The 17,948-nt window shown below is 69.2% G+C and carries 16 protein-coding genes, 1 tRNA gene and 1 CRISPR repeat array; of the genes, 8 read left to right on the top strand and 9 right to left on the bottom strand.

What is annotated here, in order from left to right:
- The first annotated feature begins 170 nt into the window (after positions 1 to 170).
- Entirely contained in the window at positions 171 to 644 is a 474-nt protein-coding gene (locus tag BUE48_RS01275) for a nitroreductase family deazaflavin-dependent oxidoreductase (RefSeq protein ID WP_012850643.1), read from the top strand.
- 7 nt (positions 645 to 651) lie between these two features.
- Here the strand turns inward: BUE48_RS01275 and BUE48_RS01270 are convergent, their stop codons facing one another.
- Positions 652 to 945, bottom strand: a complete 294-nt coding sequence (locus BUE48_RS01270; RefSeq protein WP_012850642.1) for a hypothetical protein — start codon at positions 943 to 945, stop codon at positions 652 to 654.
- A 383-nt stretch (positions 946 to 1,328) separates the two neighbouring features.
- Here BUE48_RS01270 and BUE48_RS01265 point away from each other — a divergent pair, with 383 nt between their 5' ends.
- Positions 1,329 to 2,411 (top strand): ferredoxin reductase, encoded by a 1,083-nt coding sequence (locus tag BUE48_RS01265; RefSeq protein WP_286988420.1) that lies wholly within the window; start codon positions 1,329 to 1,331, stop codon positions 2,409 to 2,411.
- Between the two features lie 16 nt (positions 2,412 to 2,427).
- The gene (locus BUE48_RS01260) at positions 2,428 to 3,633 is read left to right on the top strand and encodes a fatty acid desaturase family protein (protein WP_286988418.1); all 1,206 of its coding nucleotides are present in this window, start codon (positions 2,428 to 2,430) and stop codon (positions 3,631 to 3,633) included.
- Positions 3,634 to 4,427: 794 nt separating this feature from the next.
- Positions 4,428 to 4,718: direct repeats of the CRISPR family, unit length 30 nt; unit sequence GTCCTCATCACCCCTCAGAGGGATCGCAAC.
- A gap of 200 nt (positions 4,719 to 4,918) precedes the next feature.
- On the opposite strand, the gene BUE48_RS01255 is transcribed toward BUE48_RS01260, so the two are convergent.
- Entirely contained in the window at positions 4,919 to 5,851 is a 933-nt protein-coding gene (locus BUE48_RS01255) for an AAA family ATPase (protein WP_012850639.1), read from the bottom strand.
- A gap of 297 nt (positions 5,852 to 6,148) precedes the next feature.
- Here BUE48_RS01255 and BUE48_RS01250 point away from each other — a divergent pair, with 297 nt between their 5' ends.
- A complete protein-coding gene (locus tag BUE48_RS01250) occupies positions 6,149 to 6,472 on the top strand; it encodes a hypothetical protein (RefSeq protein WP_012850638.1) in 324 nt (107 codons plus the stop codon).
- A gap of 895 nt (positions 6,473 to 7,367) precedes the next feature.
- Here BUE48_RS01250 and BUE48_RS01245 read toward each other — a convergent pair.
- The 3 genes from BUE48_RS01245 to BUE48_RS01235 all read right to left on the bottom strand — a co-directional run bounded on the left by BUE48_RS01245 (position 7,368) and on the right by BUE48_RS01235 (position 9,616).
- Entirely contained in the window at positions 7,368 to 7,985 is a 618-nt protein-coding gene (locus BUE48_RS01245) for a guanylate kinase (protein WP_012850635.1), read from the bottom strand.
- Positions 7,982 to 9,022 carry a P-loop nucleotide/nucleoside kinase family protein gene (locus BUE48_RS01240; protein WP_012850634.1) on the bottom strand — a complete coding sequence of 347 codons (1,041 nt, stop codon included), beginning with the start codon at positions 9,020 to 9,022 and terminating at the stop codon, positions 7,982 to 7,984. Before BUE48_RS01240 ends, BUE48_RS01245 begins: the two co-directional genes overlap by 4 nt.
- Positions 9,023 to 9,545: 523 nt before the next feature.
- Positions 9,546 to 9,616, bottom strand: a tRNA-Gly gene (locus BUE48_RS01235).
- A gap of 131 nt (positions 9,617 to 9,747) precedes the next feature.
- Between BUE48_RS01235 and dcd the strand changes: the two genes are divergently transcribed.
- A complete protein-coding gene (gene dcd, locus BUE48_RS01230) occupies positions 9,748 to 10,323 on the top strand; it encodes a dCTP deaminase (RefSeq protein ID WP_012850633.1) in 576 nt (191 codons plus the stop codon).
- A gap of 212 nt (positions 10,324 to 10,535) precedes the next feature.
- Here dcd and BUE48_RS01225 read toward each other — a convergent pair whose 3' ends face one another.
- Positions 10,536 to 12,689: a (Fe-S)-binding protein gene (locus tag BUE48_RS01225; RefSeq protein WP_012850631.1), complete on the bottom strand. Its 2,154-nt coding sequence runs from the start codon at positions 12,687 to 12,689 to the stop codon at positions 10,536 to 10,538.
- A gap of 337 nt (positions 12,690 to 13,026) precedes the next feature.
- Here BUE48_RS01225 and BUE48_RS01220 point away from each other — a divergent pair, with 337 nt between their 5' ends.
- Positions 13,027 to 13,743: a hypothetical protein gene (locus BUE48_RS01220; RefSeq protein WP_012850630.1), complete on the top strand. Its 717-nt coding sequence runs from the start codon at positions 13,027 to 13,029 to the stop codon at positions 13,741 to 13,743.
- A 51-nt stretch (positions 13,744 to 13,794) separates the two neighbouring features.
- On the opposite strand, the gene BUE48_RS01215 is transcribed toward BUE48_RS01220, so the two are convergent.
- Genes BUE48_RS01215 through BUE48_RS01205 form a run of 3 tightly spaced genes read right to left on the bottom strand, consistent with a single transcriptional unit; the run spans position 13,795 to position 14,907 of the window.
- On the bottom strand, positions 13,795 to 14,139 hold the full coding sequence (locus tag BUE48_RS01215) for a hypothetical protein (protein WP_286988412.1): 345 nt from the start codon (positions 14,137 to 14,139) through the stop codon (positions 13,795 to 13,797).
- 31 nt (positions 14,140 to 14,170) lie between these two features.
- Positions 14,171 to 14,494, bottom strand: a complete 324-nt coding sequence (locus tag BUE48_RS01210; RefSeq protein WP_286988411.1) for a hypothetical protein — start codon at positions 14,492 to 14,494, stop codon at positions 14,171 to 14,173.
- On the bottom strand, positions 14,491 to 14,907 hold the full coding sequence (locus tag BUE48_RS01205) for a hypothetical protein (RefSeq protein WP_286988409.1): 417 nt from the start codon (positions 14,905 to 14,907) through the stop codon (positions 14,491 to 14,493). The genes BUE48_RS01210 and BUE48_RS01205 overlap by 4 nt, the downstream gene beginning before the upstream one ends.
- 378 nt (positions 14,908 to 15,285) lie before the next feature.
- Between BUE48_RS01205 and dnaK the strand changes: the two genes are divergently transcribed.
- Both dnaK and grpE read left to right on the top strand, forming a co-directional pair.
- Positions 15,286 to 17,139, top strand: coding sequence for a molecular chaperone DnaK (gene dnaK, locus BUE48_RS01200; RefSeq protein ID WP_286988407.1), 1,854 nt, complete (start codon positions 15,286 to 15,288; stop codon positions 17,137 to 17,139).
- Positions 17,136 to 17,792, top strand: coding sequence for a nucleotide exchange factor GrpE (gene grpE / locus BUE48_RS01195; RefSeq protein WP_012850626.1), 657 nt, complete (start codon positions 17,136 to 17,138; stop codon positions 17,790 to 17,792). The genes dnaK and grpE overlap by 4 nt, the downstream gene beginning before the upstream one ends.
- Positions 17,793 to 17,948 lie beyond the last annotated feature (156 nt).

Genomic DNA, 17,948 nt, shown 5'->3' with positions numbered 1-17,948 from the left:
CGCCCGCCCGGATACGGGAGCGCCGGCGGGGCGTCCGAATCGGTCAGGAATCAAGAAGCGCCGGTCCCCGGGCCGCACCTACCGTGATCGTCGTGGGGGTTCCCCGCACCGGCCCCGTCGGCGCGGAACCCGCACCAGACCACGACGAACAAGACCGACCGGAGGCGACCATGGCACAGACTCAGCAGGCCGGCGGCCGGGAAAAGCGCAAGAAGGGCACTCCGGGGGCGTTCTCACGGTGGATGCAGCAGCGGATGAACGCCCGCATGATCCGCAAGATCCGGCGCGGCCGCGGCCACTTCATGGGCATGGACGTGCTGATCCTGCACACGGTGGGCCGCCGCAGCGGACTGCCGCGCCAGACTCCGGTGGCCTACTTCCCCGACGGCGAGGACGCCCGGCTGATCGTCGCCTCCGGCGGCGGGAGCCTGAACCCCGACTGGTTCGTCAACCTGATGGCGCACCCCGAGCGGGCGTCGGTCGAGCTGCCCGGCCGCGACGCCGTCCCGGTGCGGCCGCACGTCCTGGAGGGCGCCGAGCGCGAGCGGGCATGGGAGCGCATCGCCGCCGCCCAGCCCCGCATCGCCAAGTACCAGAGCAAGTCCGAGCGGCGGTACCCGGTGATCCGGCTCGTCCCGCAGTGATCCCGCCTCACAGCGGCTCGGCCACCCACCGCCATCCGCCCTCGTCGCACACCGTCCGCACCAGCTGGGCGCCGCTGGCGTCGGCCAGTTCGGCGACCAGCCGGACGAGCCGGCGGTGGAAGTCGGGCGGCGGGCGCACCCCGGTCGTCCCGTCGATCAGCGTCACCGCCTGCCTGGCCTCGTCCCGCAGCTGAGCCGTCACCCTCCCGCCGTCCAGGCGCACGACGACGATCGCGTCCGCCCGGACCACATCCCGGCCGTCCGCCGTCGCGATCCATACCTCGGGACCGGCAGCACGCATGTCTCCTCCGCCCTTTCGCAGGGCGCGGTCTCCCGCCGGACCGCCTGACGAAGGGCAGGCCCCGCCCTCACGCACACCGATGTCGGACCACGCGGCATGCCCGACTCTCCGGCGTCGAAACCTGGGCGGGGTCTCTTGCCTGCGTGCACCGCCGCAGGAGGTGACGCAAAGCCTTCCAGATCGAGACGCCCACCAGGACGCAGACCGGAACCTCCGTCCCCAGGAGGCGCTCAAGGCCGGGATACGCAGCTCCGCTCCCCGTGACAACGGGCAGAACTGCCCCGGTAGGACCACCCCGTTTCGGGAACACCCCAGACAGTTACACTAAGTAATCGATCGGGTGTCATCCGTACCGGAAGGCGTCGTTGGGGGGCGGGGGTTCCATGACCACTCCGCGTACGGCCGGCCGCTGGAACGTCCGGCGGTGGCTGGCGGGCACCGCGCGGTGGCTGACCACGCCGCTGACGCCCGACGACTACCTGGCGCTGGTGAACCCGCTGTGGTCCGCCAAGGAGACATGCGGCCGGGTCGAGGCCGTGCACCCGGAGACCGCGGACGCGGCGACGCTGGTGATCCGCCCGGGCCGCCACTGGGTCCCGCACAAGCCCGGCCAGTGGGTCAGGGTCGGCGTCGACATCGACGGGGTGCGGCACTGGCGCACCTACTCGCTGTCCTCCCCGCCCACACGGCCCGGCGGGTGCGTCACGATCACCGTCAAGGCGATTCCGGACGGCCTGGTCTCCGGACATCTGGTGCGGCGCACACCGCCCGGGACGATCCTGGGCTTAGGCCGCCCGGAAGGCGAGTTCGTCCTGCCCGAACCGCCGCCGCCGCGCGTGCTGTTCCTGACGGCCGGCAGCGGGATCACACCGGTGCGGCCGATGCTGCACGCCCTCCTGGCCCGCCCCGACAGTCCGGACGTGATGCTGGTGCACTCGGCGCCCACGCCGCAGGAGGTCATCTTCGGGCGGGAGCTGCGGGAACTGGCGGCGCGTTTGCCGAACCTGCGGCTGCATGAGCGGCACACCCGGATCGAAGGCCGCCTCAAGCTCGCGGAACTGCCCGAGCTGTGCCCGGACTGGACCGAACGCGCGGTGTGGGCGTGCGGGCCGCCCGGGCTGCTCGAAGAGGTCACGACGCACTGGACCGGCCCCGCCGAGCGCCTGCACATCGAACGCTTCCGCCCCGAGCCGGTCGCAGAAGGCGGCGAGGGCGGACGGGTCCGCTTCACCAAAAGCGGCCGGGAGGCCCGCGCCGACGGCGGCACGCCGCTGCTGACGGTCGGGGAGAACGCCGGGGTGCTCATGCCCAGCGGCTGCCGGATGGGCATCTGCCGCAGCTGCCTGGTGCCGCTGGCCTCCGGCCGGGTGCGCGACCTGCGCACCGGCCGCGTCCACGGCGAAGCGGGCGATCTCATTCAAACCTGCGTGTCGGCCGCCGCCGGCCCCGTGGAGATCGAACTGTGAGAGCGAGGAGACGACCATGCCGACCGCGGCATCGCTCAGCCGCGCCGACCTCGAGGAGTTCGGCCGGGAGCTGGAGAAGATCCGCCAGGAGGTCCTCGCCGACCTCGGGGAGGATGACGCCGCCTACATCCGCGGCGTCATCGCCCTGCAGCGCCGGCTGGAGGTGACCGGCCGGGCGCTGCTGCTGGTCTCCTGGCTGCCCCCGGCCTGGCTCGCCGGGACCACGGCCCTGGCCGTCGCCAAGATCCTGGAGAACATGGAGATCGGGCACAACGTCCTGCACGGCCAGTGGGACTGGATGCGCGACCCGAAGATCCACTCGACGACCTGGGAGTGGGACAACGCCACCCCCGCCGCCCAGTGGAAGCACTCCCACAACGTCGTCCACCACACCTGGACGAACGTGCTCGGCAAGGACCGCGACATCGGTTATTCGGCCCTGCGGGTCCACCCGGCGCAGCAGTGGCACCCGATCTACCTGGCCCAGCCGTTCTACAACGCGCTGCTCGCCCTCTTCTTCGAGTACGGCATCGCGATCTACGACGCCGAGCTGGAACGCGTCGCAAAGGGAGAAAAGGACGCCCGCGAGGCCCTGCGGCAACTGCGCGCCGTCGCCGCCAAGGCCGGCCGCCAGATCCTCAAGGACTATGTGGCCTTCCCCCTGCTGGCGGGCCCGGGCATGCTGCCCACCCTGCTGGGCAACCTGACGGCGAACATGGCCCGCAACGTGTGGGCGCACATCGTCATCTTCTGCGGCCACTTCCCCGAGGGCGCCGAGGTCTTCACCGAAGAGGAGATCGAAAACGAGACCAGAGCCCAGTGGTACCTCCGCCAGCTGCTGGGCTCCTGCAACTTCGACGGCGGCCCCCTGCTGCACCTGATGAGCGGCAACCTGAGCCACCAGATCGAACACCACCTGTTCCCCGACCTGCCCAGCAACCGCTACGCCCAGATCGCCCCCCGCGTCCGCGCCCTGTGCGCCCGCTTCGGCCTCCCCTACAACTCCCGCCCCTTGATCAAGCAGACATGCTCGGTCTGGAAACGCATCCTCCGCCTGTCCCTTCCCGGCGGCTCCCAGGCCCCACGGCCGGAGGAGACCACGGCTTCGCCCGGCGAACTGCGCGCCACCGCACCGAAGGAGGCGCCCACCCAGGCCGAGCGGTCCCCGAACGGCGACGGCAAAGAAGCGGCGAGGAAGTCCCGTGGCCTGATCGCACGCTAATGGCGCGACGAATCGCAGGACACTGAAACGATCAAGGCCCAGGTTCGGGGATCACGCCCCTGACCTGGGCCTTCGTGCTAGAGCGAGTGACGGGAATCGAACCCGCGTTACCAGCTTGGGAATCCGACCGATCCGCCCTGCCACACCTGCCGACCTGACCGAACACCATCCCGCAAGTGACCGTGATTGCCCTCTGATCACCACCCCTAGTTGCACGGCGATCACCGCCCGACTTGCACCGACGCACGCAACACCAACCACCCGCCATCCGCGCTACGCCCTCGGGGAACAAGCGAACCCGGAGCGCAGAGCCGGCCACGGCCGTGAGCACCGGAAGCCCCGCAGCGGCACCTTGACCACAGTCACAACGGAGATCCGGCCTTCCGCTTTTCAGAAGTGAGAATCCTGCCCTACGACCACATCAGCCGTGCACATAGGGCTGCCGGGGCCTGCCGCAGGTCGGTGACGGCTGCGGACGTTGCCGTCACCGCCGTCAGCGGGACGGTCCGGAGTGCCCGTCCGCGCGGACGGTCAGCAGGTGGGACAGACGGCTTCGTGCGGACGGGCGCTCCGGGGCGCAAGGGATCTGGGGGACGGCGCAGTCCCCCACAGGCGCGCTCGTCCAACCTGGGGACACGACGCCCGCCGCCGGGCTAGCGTGATCGTGATGGCTCTTGCTCCCGTTGCGCTGGCTTGCACGTTTTACCTGGGCGGATGCACAACCGGCGGTCCGCTGCAAAATCGGGCCGTATCCGGTGGGCTTCCGCTCGTCTGGCCTGCGGCTTTACCCTGGGGTCCTCATCACCCCTCAGAGGGATCGCAACCTCGTGCTGGTGGGGGTCAGGCGCGGATGACGGTGTCCTCATCACCCCTCAGAGGGATCGCAACGCAAGCGCCTGCTCGGCGGCGGCACGAGCCCGCCGTCCTCATCACCCCTCAGAGGGATCGCAACACCCCGAACGCCGCCCACCAGCCCACCGTCCCGTGCTGTCCTCATCACCCCTCAGAGGGATCGCAACGCGATCTCGGCGTAACGCTCGCTGGTGCACAGCGTCGTCCTCATCACCCCTCAGAGGGATCGTGACTCGTTGGCCTGCACCCCCGTGTCCGGCCGAGCGGGCGGCGCGGCGGGACCGGCCCGGAGAGGCCGCATGCCCGCTGCGCTGGTCCGCTCGGTGGCGGCCGCGTCAGCGGGGCCCTTGAAGACGTAGAGAAAGTTCTCATCCGGTGCTCTGGCACCACTGGTCGCCTGGAGCTCTGGTGCCCCGGAGTCCCACGGCCGTGGCTAGGTGATGATCTTGCGTAGGGCCTCGTGGGTTTGTTCGGCGAGGCTGACGGCGGCGCCTAGGCGGTTGTCGATGGTGATCTGGGCGCCGGGTGGGCTGGTGTCGGTGTTGAGAGTGCTGGCGTACTGGTCCCAGTTGGCGAGTTTCCAGGCGTCACGGGGGGCGTCGCGGAGCTCGATGTACTCGTGCATGGAGTCCAGGTCGCAGTGGAGCCAGACGGTGACCACGTCCACGTTCTTGGCCTTGCAGCGGTGAGTGAGGCGGTCGAGCCAGGTGGGGTTGTTGAACTCCTCGACGAAGGGGGCGGCGAGGATGATGGAGACTCCGCAGTCGATGTTGGTGCGGGCGGCGTCCAGCAGGCAGCGATACTCCAGGGGTCTGACCTCGCGGCGGTAGGTGTCGGTGTGGCGGTCGTGGGGGTCGCCGGTCAAGGTCAGCAGCAGGCGTTCGGTCATACGGCGGGTGAGGGCGTCTTTGTCCAGGAACGCCCACCCGGAGATGCTGGACAGGAAGCGGGCGAACTCGGTCTTGCCTGATCCGGCGTATCCCCCTACCAGGACGAGGACGGGATTGCCCCCGGCGCCGGCTGCGGCCCGGCTGTGGAGGGCGTTGGTGATACGGCTCTTGAGGGTGTCGCCTGCCGGGAAGAAGGCGGACAGGTCCACCGGGGAGCCGTCTGGGGGTGTCTCGTCGTCTCGGGCCTGGGCTGCTGCGCGCTCCAGCACGGTGAGCGGGACCCCGAGCGCTTGAGCGAGGTAGGGCAGCCAGTCGGTAGGGACGCGCTTGCCCCGTTCCCATCGGGAGATCTCGTGGCGGGTGAGGGTGTCGGTTCCGGACAATTCGCACAGCAATTGCGCTAGGGCGCGCTGGCTTCTGCTGCCGCGAAGTCGAGCGAGGTAGGCGCCGAATTCTCGCCGTTTGCCGGTAGCCATGGCCAGCCCCCTTCCCGGTTTCAGTCTGGCCCCCCGCTGGCCCCCTGTCGGGCTCCTTTACGGAAAAGGGTCGGCCGGGACGCTTGAGACATGAGCGGCTCCCAGGACGGCCCGGTCTCCTAGGACGTGTTGCGTTCATGGTGCTTGGGCCTTCGGGGGCTGCCACGGCTCAACGAGCCCGGGGCCGGCGGCGCGGTGGGGGCGTGACGGTCGATTCACGGTGCGGTGCCTCATCGTCTGGCGAAAACACCTTGTCGCGCCGCCGGTTCCCCGCTTCGAGCGGACGGGAGTGGGGAGATGGCTTTTGACCAGTCGCGGTTTGAGTCGGCAAACGTCCAGGGAGCCTTCGGGCCTCGGCGGGAGCATCTGGCGGCGCTGGATGCGGCGTTGTGCAAACGGCGGAAGGTGCTGTGCGGCGTCGTGGTGCGCGATGGGATGCCGCTGCTGCGGGTGACGGCGCCGGGGGCGGCGCTGCGTGCACTCGAAGTGGACTGTGAGCAGGGCGCCGACGGCTGGGTGTTCACCCGAGCGGACACCAAAGAGCCTCTCGGACCGGTGAGTGATCTAGCGGCGGTGGCCGACCGGGTGGCCGAATCTCTGACCGGCGGAGCGATCCGGTGAGCGCGGTGGCGGGCTCGGTCCGTCCGGCCGTGGGGAGCTCGAACGTGCAGCAGTGGTACTTGCAGGCGGTCGTGCGGGTGTACGAGCCGTGGACGACGTCCAAGACGATCAGCTCGAAGGAACGCGCTTTGGCGGTGCAGCGGGTTCGCCACGCCAGTCACGTCCTGGCGGACCTGGAAGCCCAGATGCCGCGTGAGAACTCGGGGAGGTGGACGGCAGCGTCCGGGTGAACGCCCAAGACAGGTCAAGGCCCGATGAGACGTGGGCGCGCGCCCGGTGGGGCAACGGGAGGGGTGCCCTGATCCGGCATCGGGCGCGTGTCCGCCCGTCTCCGGCATGTGCCCGGCTCTGCCGGGGGCGGTCTGCGCGAGGGCGCCCGGTACACGTCAACCCCCGTCACGGCACCGGGTGCCCTCGTCGCGGGGCGTGGCGGCGTGGAGGCGGCACCCTTGCCGCCCTCGGGGCAAGGGTCCTTGCGCCGCCACGTCCCGGTTTCCCGGATGAGCCGAAGGGGTGCGGAGCATCGGGTGAACGAGAGTTCGCTTGTGGCCGGCGGCGAGGCCGGCAAAAGGCTGACCGCAGCCTATGCCCACGGTCCGGCGTCGCCGTCGCCTTTGGTGCGTGAGGTGCTGTGGGACTTCATGCACTCGGACGGCGGCCCGGAGTGGACGCCCGGGGCGGACGAGGGATATCACGGCCGGCACGTGAGAGAGCGGCGCCGGGACTGCGAGTCCATCCACTGGCAGCGCCGACGCCCGCCCTTGACGAGAACGCGGGTGCTTGCGCACACCTGCGAATGCCGCGCGACGATCTACGAACTGTGCGCCCGTGGCGGGGCGTACTTCATCCGGCGGACTACACGCGGCCCTCGTGGCATCGAGGTGGACGAATCACCTCACGTGATCGCTCGGGAAGCCGGGGAGCTGTGGTCCAAGCCGCTGAGCGGCAGAGCCCGGTGAGGGCCTTCGGCAACGGCGTCGATGATGCGGCGGGCGGCCCTGCCGGGTTCGGTCTCATCGGTGCGAATGAGCAGATGGAAGACGGCCTCATCCCGGTGGGCCGCCAGGTCGGCTCGGGTCTCCTCCCATGCCCGCAAGCGCGCGGGCCGGTCGGCGTCGCCTCGGCCACGGGAGCGCCGGGCGCAGACTTCACGCGGTGCCCACAGCAGGACGCACGTCCACTCCAACGGCACGGACAGCCGCAAGCGTTGCAGGTCGGCGACGTTGCCCATGTGGACGACAGGCACCCTGCCGGCCTTCGTCATGGCCTCGATGTCGTGCCGGTCAACGGCGTAGACGTTGCCGTACCGGCTGGTCTCGACGACCAGGCGCCCCATGCCGCGGAGGGTCTCCAGCTCGGCGGCCGTCACCATCCGGTAGCCGGTGCTGCGGCCCGTGCCCGCCTTCAACTTGGGCACGAGAGTGAACCGCTCGTCCAGCTCGGCCAGCTCCCCCGTGATCGTGTCCTTGCCGCTGGCCGGCGGGCCGTACAGGATCACCCCCTGATCGGTCACCCCAAGAGCCTACGCAACGTCTCACGCATCCGGTCGGCGACGCTGATGGCGGCGCCCATCCGGTTGTCCACCCTCAGGTGAACACCCGGCGGACTGTTCTCCGTGTCGAGCGTGCTGACGTACTCGTCCCAGTGGGCGAGCTTCCAGGCATCCCGGGGAGCGTCGCGGAACTCGATGTACTCACGCATGGACTCGGCGTCGCAGCGAACCCAGATCGCCACCACGTCCACACCCTTGGCCCTGCAGCGGTTCGTGAGCCCGGCCAGCCATGCTTCGTCCCGGAACTCGGCGATGAAGGGGGCGGACAGAATGGTCGATATGCCGCGTTCGATATTGTCGTTCGCGGCGTCCATCAGGCACTCGTACTCCAGTGGCCTGACCTCTTTCAGATAGGTCTCGCTGTGCCGGTCGTGCGGGTCTCCGCCGAGCGAGATCAACAGGCGTTCCGTCATGCGCCCGGTCAGCGAGTCCTTGTCGAGGATCGCCCACCCGGAGACATCCCCAAGGAAACGGGCGAACTCCGTCTTGCCCGATCCGGCGTATCCGCCCACCAGGACGAGCGTGGTCGTGCCCAGACTGCGCGCAAGCGCCCGGCCTCGCCAACCGTTCACGATGCGGGCCTTCAGAGTCTCGGCGACCGCAAGGCCGTCGCTTCGGACGTGCTCGGAGACCTGATCGAGTCCTTTGGCGATGGCGCTCGCGGCCTGCCCGGTGGTGGCGGGGTCGGCGAGGCTCCCGACCAGGGCCGACAGGTCTAGAGTCTGCTCGTCGGGCAGTGGGAGACGAAACCCCAGCTCAGGTTCGGTGGCCTCGTACATGAGGCAGTAGGCGCGCCGGTAGTGCGGCCCCGGGTAGACGACACCGGTCTCGTGTCCCCAGAGGGTATGGAAGTTCGCGGCCACTCTCAGGCCGCTTCGTCTGGCCACCTGCCGCAGCTTCTCACTTGCGGCCTCCAGGGTCAGCCCGTGAGCCTCACGGCGTTCGCGCAGCTTGGCGGGGTCCCAACCGGGGCGACGGTGCTTGGTCGGGGGCATCATCGGCCTTTCCGATCATGCGGACAACGGCACACACCGGGCGTTGGCCAGCCCGTCCGCAGAGGCGTAAAAGCGGACGTGACAAGCATCAATGAGCCGTGGGTGATGGGCCTGGACCGGCCCCTGAGATGAGGTCCCTGCATACCGAACGAGGGAACCGCCCAAAAGATAGGAGGCTTTTCCCAGCAGCGATGGCCTGCGGGACACAGGAGCACCCCGAAGAACTGCCAGCGCTGATTACCTCCGGCACTCGGCCTCTCTGTCCAAGCAAACCCGCTCAGTCTGGAAGCGTATCCTCCGCCTGATCCTCCCAAGCCCCATGCCCACAGGAGGCTCCGCCGCCCTCACCCCTGTGGCTGCGATTCACAGGGTGGCATCTCGCGCTCCGCTCGAGCCAGACACTCCTCCAGCGGTGCAGGGAAGAGACGAGCAGAGGCACCGGTCAGCGGCGCAACATCCGCGGAGCGCTGAAACGATCAAGGCCCAGGTCCGGGGATCACGCCCCTGACCTGGGCCTTCGTGCTAGAGCGAGTGACGGGAATCGAACCCGCGTTACCAGCTTGGGAAGCTGGAGTTCTACCATTGAACTACACTCGCCTGCCGCCACTGGTGAGAGTGGCTGCGATGACATGTTACCGAAAACGGCGGCGTTGGCGAGTCAGGTGGTGGGGGTGTCGGGTTCGGGGGCCGTGGGAAGAGCCGGTCGCTTTGCCGGTAGCTTTGCTGGCGTGCTGCTCTCTGACCGTGACATCAGGGCCGAGATCGAGGCGGGGCGGGTGAAGATCGACCCGTTCGATCCGGAGATGATCCAGCCGTCCAGTGTGGACGTGCGACTGGACCGGTACTTCCGGGTGTTCGAGAACCACAAGTATCCCCACATCGACCCGGCCGTGGAGCAGCCGGACCTGACCCGGCTGGTGGAGCCGGACGGGGACGAGCCGTTCGTGCTGCACCCGGGGGAGTTCGTGCTGGCCTCCACCTATGAGATGTTCTCGCTGCCGGACGACCTGGCGGCGCGGTTGGAGGGCAAGAGCTCGCTGGGGCGGCTGGGGCTGCTGACGCACTCGACGGCCGGGTGGATCGACCCGGGGTTCTGCGGGCATGTGACGCTGGAGCTGTCGAACGTGGCGACGCTGCCGATCAAGCTGTGGCCGGGCATGAAGATCGGGCAGATGTGCCTGTTCCGGACGAGCTCGCCGGTGGAGCACCCCTACGGGTCGAAGGAATACGGGTCGCGGTACCAGGGGCAGCGCGGGCCCACGCCGTCGCGGTCGTACCTGAACTTCCACCGGACGAAGATCTGAGGCCGCATCGAAGGCCGTCCCGCGGCTCTGCCGGCTTTGTGAGCGGCTTCCCCAGGCATCTGCGGGCCTGACGGCGTTCCAGTGCAGGCCCTACGAGAACTGCACGTCCGGCCCGATGCTCCCGCCGTCCGGTTCGGGTTTCCCGTAACCGGCCCCAGAACGGGACGAGGCCCCGGCGGTCACCCGCCGGGGCCTCGTTCATGCGGACTTTCTTACTCGGCCGCCACGGTCTCCTTCGGGGCGGCGTCCTCGCCCTTGATGGAGCGGATGAGCAGCTGGGAGACGTCCACGACTTCCAGGGACTCCTTGGCCTGGCCGGCGTTCTTCTTCTCGTTGATCGCGTCGCCCAGCATCACCAGGCAGAACGGGCAGGCGGTGGAGACGGTGTCGGGGTCGGTGCCCAGCGCCTCGTCCACGCGCTCGGTGTTGATGCGCTTGCCGATGCGCTCTTCCATCCACATCCGGGCGCCGCCGGCGCCGCAGCAGAAGCCGCGGTCCTTGTGGCGGTGCATCTCCTGGGTCTTGACGCCGGGGACGGTGGCCATGATGTCCCGCGGCTGCTTGTAGACCTTGTTGTGGCGGCCCAGGAAGCAGGGGTCGTGGTAGGTGATCTTCTCCTCGATCGGGGTGACCGGGGTGAGCTTGCCCTCCTCGACCAGCTTGGCCAGCAGCTGGGTGTGGTGGATGACCTCGTAGTTCCCGCCGATCTGCGGGTACTCGTTGGCCAGGGTGTTGAAGCAGTGCGGGCAGGTCGCCACGATCTTCTTGACCCCGGCCTCGTTGAGGGTCTCCACGTTCTGCTGGCCGAGCATCTGGAAGATGAACTCCATGCCCAGCCGGCGGGCCGGGTCACCGGTGCAGGCCTCCATGGGGCCGAGCACGGCGAACTTGACGCCGGCGATGTGCAGCAGCTCGGCGACGGCCTTGGTGGTCTTCTTGGCGCGGTCCTCCAGGGCGCCGGCGCAGCCGACCCAGAACAGGTACTCGGCGTCCTCGGGCATGGAGTCCTCGACGACCGGGACCTCGAAGTCCAGCTCCTCGATCCACTCCAGGCGCTTCATCTCGGACATGCCCCACGGGTTGCCCTTGTTCTCCAGGTTCTTGAGCATCACGCCCGCCTCGGACGGGAAGCTCGACTCGATCATGACCTGGAAGCGGCGCATGTCCAGGATGTGGTCGATGTGCTCGATGTCCACCGGGCACTGCTCGACGCAGGCACCGCAGTTGGTGCACGACCACAGCACGTCGGGGTGGATGACGCCGTCCTCGCCGACGAGCGGCTTGTCCACCTGCATGGCGGCCTTCTGCTCGTCGGTGAACTTCTCGCGCTGCTCTTCGGAGGCCAGGATGTAGGGGGCCTTGGCGAAGGCGTGGTCGCGCAGCTCGAGGATGACCATCTTCGGCGACAGCGGCTTGCCGGTGTTCCAGGCCGGGCACTGCGACTGGCACCGCCCGCACTCGGTGCAGGTGGCCATGTCGAGGAAGCCCTTCCAGGTGAAGTCCTCGATCTTGCCGCGGCCGAAGACGTCGGTGTCGGGGTCGGCCTCCTCGAAGTCCAGCACCTTGCCGTTGCTCATCATCGGCTGGGCGGCGCCCAGGCCGTCCGGGCGGCGCTTGAACATGACGTTCAGCGGCGCCAGGAAGATGTGCAGGTGCTTGGAGTTGACGACGATGATCAGGAAGACCAGGGCCACCCCGATGTGGGCGAGCAGGAAGAACGACTCCAGCCCGTTCATGAGGGTGGACTCCGGCTCGCCGATGCCCTCCATCAGCTTGCCGACGCCGTAGGAGGCGTAGGCGGCCTTGCCGTAGGAGAAGTTGCCGTTGGCGACCTCGGCGCCGCGGAAGGCGAACATCGTCCAGATCACGTTGAAGATCATGAACAGGATGAGCCACGCGCCGCCGGTGTGCGAGCCCTTGAAGCGGGACTTGCGGTCGATCCGCTTAGGAGACTGCTGGATGCGGATGACGGTGAAGACGATCAGGCCGCCCAGGCACAGCAGGGCGATGGTGTCCTGCACGAACCCGATCGGACCCCAGGTCTGCAGGAACGGGATGTGGGCCTCCAGCCCGAACAGAAGCTGGACGCCGGCCTCGCCGTAAACACTGGCCAGCAGCAGGAAGGCCCACATCACGAAGAAGTGCGCCATTCCCGGCACGGTCCACTTCAGCAGCTTGCGCTGGCCGAGGACCTCTTTGAGCTGGCCCTCAATATCCCCCTTGGGGTCGCGCTTGACACGCAGCACCCGGTCGGGGTCGGGCTGGCCGCTCTTGATGAGCTTGTACAGGAAGAGGACACGCCGGGCGGCGAGCGCCACGGCGACCGCTATCCCGGCAAGCCCGATGATCAACGTGAGCCAGTACACTTTCCGTCCTCCTGGGGTACGGGCGTTGGCTGTCAGCGTAGGGCTCGCGACAGAACGACCCACAACCGGGGCCGAATGTTACTCGACAGTAGCTTAGCTGTCACACCCCCGGCGGTCTCCGTGGCTGAGCCGTCCTCGTGGTATACCTCCCGGTTCATCCCTCCGCCAAGCGGATGTACCGCTCTCCGCCCCGAGGGTCTTTATCAATGTGATCGCGCACATTAGTGTTCCTCCGAGCCAGATTCACCGGCGGCTGGGGCGCGGACAGCCGCCGGTGACCGACGGTATCCACCCCTTTCCGGACCACATGTCCGGCCGACCACCCCCCGGAGCCGCCGTGAAACGACCACTGCGCCGACTGACCGTCCTGGCGTCCGCCACCGCCGCCGCCCTGGCGGCCCTGATCTCCCCGCCCGCCGCCTCGGCCGCCCAGGCCGCCGACGAGTTCGCCGACTGCCCGTCGCTGCCCGCCGACGCCCGGCCGCTCACCTGGAAGTGCTACGTGCTGACCGCCGAGGACACCCTGATCGGCGTCAGCCTCGGCCGCATGCACGCCCACACCAAGGAGCCGATCCGGCTGACCGTCGCCCAGGGCAGCCTCACCAACGGCAAGACCGTCGCCAAGCTCGGCGCGCTGCGCGCCAACCCCATCCCGTTCGTCACCGGGGTCCCCGGCACCCCCTTCGAGGTCCCCCACCCCACGGGCTGGAAGCTGGAGATCACCCCGACCGGGATGATCGAGCCCGGCATCCTGGTCCCGCACAAGCTCGGGGTGACCGCCCGCATCATCGGCGACGGCCTGGGCGACTCCTGCCGGGTCGGCTCCTCCTCCCGCCCGATCGTCATCGACCCGGTGGTCAACTGGGCGCTGCCGTGGGTCAGCAACGGCAAGGTCGGCACCCGCATGAAGGTGGCCGACATCGTCTACTCGCTGCCCATCGCCACCGGCTGCAACGGCAAGGACTTCACCGTCAACCAGCTGCTGGGGCTGCCCGCCAACTCCGTCAGCAACCAGTTCCAGGTCACCTGGACGATGATCAGCAAGCGCTACTGACAAATAACGCGCACGCGGGGCGCCGTGCCGGGCACGGCGCCCCGTCGTCATTCACGGCTTCTCGGGTTGCCCGTCGGTCCGGCCCATGGAGCGGATCACGCTGTGGTCCGGCACGGTGCCCGGGGCCATCCCGCGCGCCCGGCCGCCCGCCCGAACCACCGTCCGCTGCCGGCCGAGCAGCCGGTAGGTGCCCGGCTCCAGGACGACCACCTGGCCGAAGACGGTGCCCTTGTTCCAGCACGAGCACCTCACGACGCCGCGCGCGGCCGGCCCGATCCCGCTGCGCCCGGCCCGGCGCCAGGCGGTCTGCCGTCCCGCCCGGGTGACCGCATACGCCCACACGTGCCGGCGGCAGGCGTCGTAGATCGCGGTGAAACGTTCAGCCTCTTCGTCCACCGCCCGCACCTTCGTCCGTCCCGGCGTCTCGTCACCGGGAAGTGGTCCGGAAGGCCCCATCGTTACCGGCCGGTTCCATAACAAACGCGCCGGGATCAGCGGGGTGCGGTGCCGGTCCGTCCCGCACCGGCCCGGCCGCCTTGACCGAGTCGAGCCCGGCGAGCATCCGGAAGGCCGCCGCCCGCACCTTGGGGGTGACCGGCATGTCGAGGATCAGGCCCTGGGTGACCGTGAACAGCCGCACGTCAGCGGACATGGGATCGCCGGCGGCCTCGGTGCCGTGCCCCCGGTACCACTTCAGCAGTTCCGCCTTGAGCCGGGCGGGGTCGGCGGGCAGCGCGCGCAGGTTCTTCATGGTGACGTTGCGGCCCAGCCAGAAGATCTTGTCGCCGTCGACCAGCGGGGCACGGGTGAGCCTGGGGGCTTGGGCCGTATCTCCAGCCGCATGGGCTTGGACGTTCCGCTCCCCGGAAGCGGCGTGGGGCCGATGGGCACGCGCACGGTGAAGGCCTGCGGGGACCCGGCCCGGCGCCATGCGGCGGCGTCCGCCGGCGTCGCCGGTTCGACGCCCGGGTCCTGGCTGCGGGCATAGGACATGCCGCCGGGGGCGGCGGGCGTCCAGAGTTCGCGGCGCTGCCGCGAGACGACGGTGTAGGCGTCCGCTCCCCGCCCGACCCGGTGGTAGCCGCGGGTGACCGTCGCGACGTGCCGGTACGCGCCGGTGGTCTCCGAGCCGCCGTCGGTGCGGGAGGCGGCGGCCGGCAGCACGGCCCGGGCCGGCGCCCGGTAGCGGCGGGGCGTTCGGCCGCCTCGGCCTCCGAGGTCATGCGCATATCTCCGTCATGAGGGGCAACCCTCCCAGAGTCGTGGTCGGGGCTTTGCCCGTACTCCGGCGATGCCCGCGTTCGCTTTCCCGGCTCGGCCGAAGGTCGTCCCGGATCCCCCCGAGAGGGAATAGGTGGCTCAACCCTCTTGTTAGAGTGGGCAGCAGCAAAGTTGAGTCGGGTCGACTCAATTGATTTGACAAGGCATCCGGCCCGGGGCAACCTTGCCGCTGAAAGAGACTGACAGCCCATGTGCCCGCGCGGCGGGCACCGAGACGGCCGCCCCGGGGGACGGCCGAGCTAGCGACGGAGGACGAAGACCATGGCACGTGCGGTCGGTATCGACCTCGGGACGACCAACTCGGTCGTCGCGATTCTGGAAGGCGGCGAGCCCACCGTCATCGCCAACGCGGAGGGGTCGCGGACCACGCCGTCCGTCGTCGCCTTCGCCAAGAACGGTGAGGTCCTCGTCGGCGAGGTGGCCAAGCGCCAGGCCGTGACCAACGTTGACCGCACCATCCGCTCGGTCAAGCGCCACATGGGCACGGACTGGAAGATCGACATCGACGGCAAGAAGTACACGCCGCAGGAGATCAGCGCCCGCGTCCTGCAGAAGCTCAAGCGCGACGCCGAGGCCTACCTGGGCGAGAAGATCACCGACGCGGTGATCACCGTCCCCGCCTACTTCTCCGACCACCAGCGCCAGGCCACCAAGGAGGCCGGCCAGATCGCCGGCCTGAACGTGCTGCGCATCATCAACGAGCCGACCTCCGCGGCGCTGGCCTACCACCTGGAGAAGGAGAAGGAGGCCACCATCCTGGTCTTCGACCTGGGCGGCGGCACCTTCGACGTGTCGCTGCTGGAGGTCGGCGACGGCGTGGTCGAGGTCAAGGCCACCAGCGGTGACAACCACCTGGGCGGCGACGACTGGGACAACGCCATCGTCAACTGGCTGGTGGAGCGCTTCAAGAACGCCCACGGCGTGGACCTGTCCAAGGACAAGATGGCCATGCAGCGGCTGCGCGAGGCCGCGGAGAAGGCCAAGATCGAGCTGTCCGGCGCCACCGAGACCCAGATCAACCTGCCCTACATCACCGCCTCGTCCGAGGGCCCGCTGCACCTGGACGAAAAGCTCACCCGCGCCGAGTTCCAGCGCATGACCGCGGACCTGCTGGAGCGCTGCAAGGGCCCGTTCAACCAGGTCATCAAGGACGCCGGCATCAGCGTCAAGGACATCGACCACGTGGTGCTGGTCGGCGGCTCCACCCGGATGCCCGCGGTGAGCGACCTGGTGCGCGAGCTGACCGGCGGCAAGGAGCCCAACAAGGGCGTCAACCCCGACGAGGTGGTGGCGGTCGGCGCGGCCCTGCAGGCCGGTGTGCTCAAGGGCGAGGTCAAGGACGTCCTGCTGCTGGACGTCACCCCGCTGAGCCTGGGCATCGAGACCAAGGGCGGCATCTTCACCAAGATCATCGAGCGGAACACCACCATCCCCACCAAGCGGAGCGAGGTGTTCACCACCGCCGAGGACAACCAGCCCTCGGTGGAGATCCAGGTCTACCAGGGCGAGCGGGAGATCGCCGCCTACAACAAGAAGCTGGGCACCTTCCAGCTGACCGGGCTGCCCCCGGCGCCGCGCGGCGTGCCGCAGATCGAGGTCACCTTCGACATCGACGCCAACGGCATCGTCAACGTCTCCGCCAAGGACCTGGGCACCGGCAAGGAGCAGTCGATGGTCATCACCGGCGGCTCGGCCCTGCCCAAGGACGAGATCGAGCGGATGATGCGCGAGGCCGAGCAGCACGCCGAGGAGGACCGCAAGCGCAAGGAGGAGGCCGAGGTCCGCAACCAGGCCGACACCCTGGCGTACTCGACCGAGAAGTTCCTGCGGGAGAACTCCGAGAAGGTCCCCGAGGACGTCAAGAAGGAGGTCGAGGAGGCGGTCGCCGACGTCAAGAAGAAGCTGGAGGGCTCCGACGTCGACGCCATCCGCGCCAGCGCCGAGAAGCTGGCCCAGGTCAGCCAGAAGATGGGCGCCGCCATGTACGCCCAGAGCTCCGGCGAGGGCGCGCAGGCCGGCGGCGCGAACGCGCAGGCCGGCTCCGACCAGGGCGGTGACGACGAGGTCGTCGACGCCGAGATCGTCGATGATGACAAGAAGGGTGGTGCGGCGTGACCTCGCCTTCCCCCAAGAAGGACGAGGAGCGTGAGGGCCTGGTGATCCGCGACCGCCGACGGATCGACCCGGAGACCGGGGAGGCTCGGGAGCGGTCCGCCAAGGACACCGCTTCCAAGCCTTCTGGGGAGTCCGGCGCGCCCAAGCCCTCCGCCCCGTCCGCCGACGCGGAGGAAGTGGCCAAGCTCAAGGCCCAGCTGGAGGAACGCACCGCGGACCTGCAGCGGGTGCAGGCGGAGTACTCCAACTACCGCAAGCGGGTCGAACGCGACCGGGTGGCGGTGCGCGAGCAGGCGCTGGCCAACGTCCTGACCGAGCTGCTGCCGGTCCTGGACGACATCGGCCGCGCCCGCGAGCACGGCGAGCTGACCGGCGGGTTCAAGTCGGTCAGCGAGGCGCTGGAGGCCACGCTCGGCAAGCTCGGCCTGCAGCAGTACGGAGAGAAGGGCGAGCCGTTCGACCCGACCGTGCACGAGGCGCTGGTGCACTCCTACTCCACCGAGGTCACCGAGACGACCTGCGTGGAGATCCTGCAGCCGGGCTACCGGCTGGGTGAGCGGATCCTGCGGCCCGCGCGGGTGGCGGTGGCCGACCCGCAGCCGGAGGAGGACAAGCAGGAAAGCGCCGGCGAGGAGAACTCCGCCGAGGAGTGAGGCGCTGAGCAATGGAGGCGTCCCGGGCGGCCCGCGCCCCATGACCGGGCCGCCCGGGCCCCTCCCCGCACGTCCGGGCAGGAGGGACCCGGCGGGCAGAACCCGATCACGACATCGCAGACTTACAAGACAGGCAAGCTTCAATACGAAAGCGGG

The sequence above is a fragment of the Thermomonospora sp. CIF 1 genome, from assembly GCF_001896795.1.
Classification (GTDB): domain Bacteria; phylum Actinomycetota; class Actinomycetes; order Streptosporangiales; family Streptosporangiaceae; genus Thermomonospora; species Thermomonospora curvata.
The sequence above is the reverse complement of the archived record's forward strand: the minus strand, read 5'-3'. Positions and strand labels throughout refer to the sequence as shown.

Coding starts and splice junctions, on each gene's coding strand:
- BUE48_RS01275 (WP_012850643.1), top strand. CDS start 171: ATGGCACAGACTCAGCAGGCCGGCGGCCGGGAAAAGCGCAAGAAGGGC.
- BUE48_RS01270 (WP_012850642.1), bottom strand. CDS start 945: ATGCGTGCTGCCGGTCCCGAGGTATGGATCGCGACGGCGGACGGCCGG.
- BUE48_RS01265 (WP_286988420.1), top strand. CDS start 1,329: ATGACCACTCCGCGTACGGCCGGCCGCTGGAACGTCCGGCGGTGGCTG.
- BUE48_RS01260 (WP_286988418.1), top strand. CDS start 2,428: ATGCCGACCGCGGCATCGCTCAGCCGCGCCGACCTCGAGGAGTTCGGC.
- BUE48_RS01255 (WP_012850639.1), bottom strand. CDS start 5,851: ATGGCTACCGGCAAACGGCGAGAATTCGGCGCCTACCTCGCTCGACTT.
- BUE48_RS01250 (WP_012850638.1), top strand. CDS start 6,149: ATGGCTTTTGACCAGTCGCGGTTTGAGTCGGCAAACGTCCAGGGAGCC.
- BUE48_RS01240 (WP_012850634.1), bottom strand. CDS start 9,022: ATGATGCCCCCGACCAAGCACCGTCGCCCCGGTTGGGACCCCGCCAAG.
- BUE48_RS01210 (WP_286988411.1), bottom strand. CDS start 14,494: ATGAAGAACCTGCGCGCGCTGCCCGCCGACCCCGCCCGGCTCAAGGCG.
- dnaK (WP_286988407.1), top strand. CDS start 15,286: ATGGCACGTGCGGTCGGTATCGACCTCGGGACGACCAACTCGGTCGTC.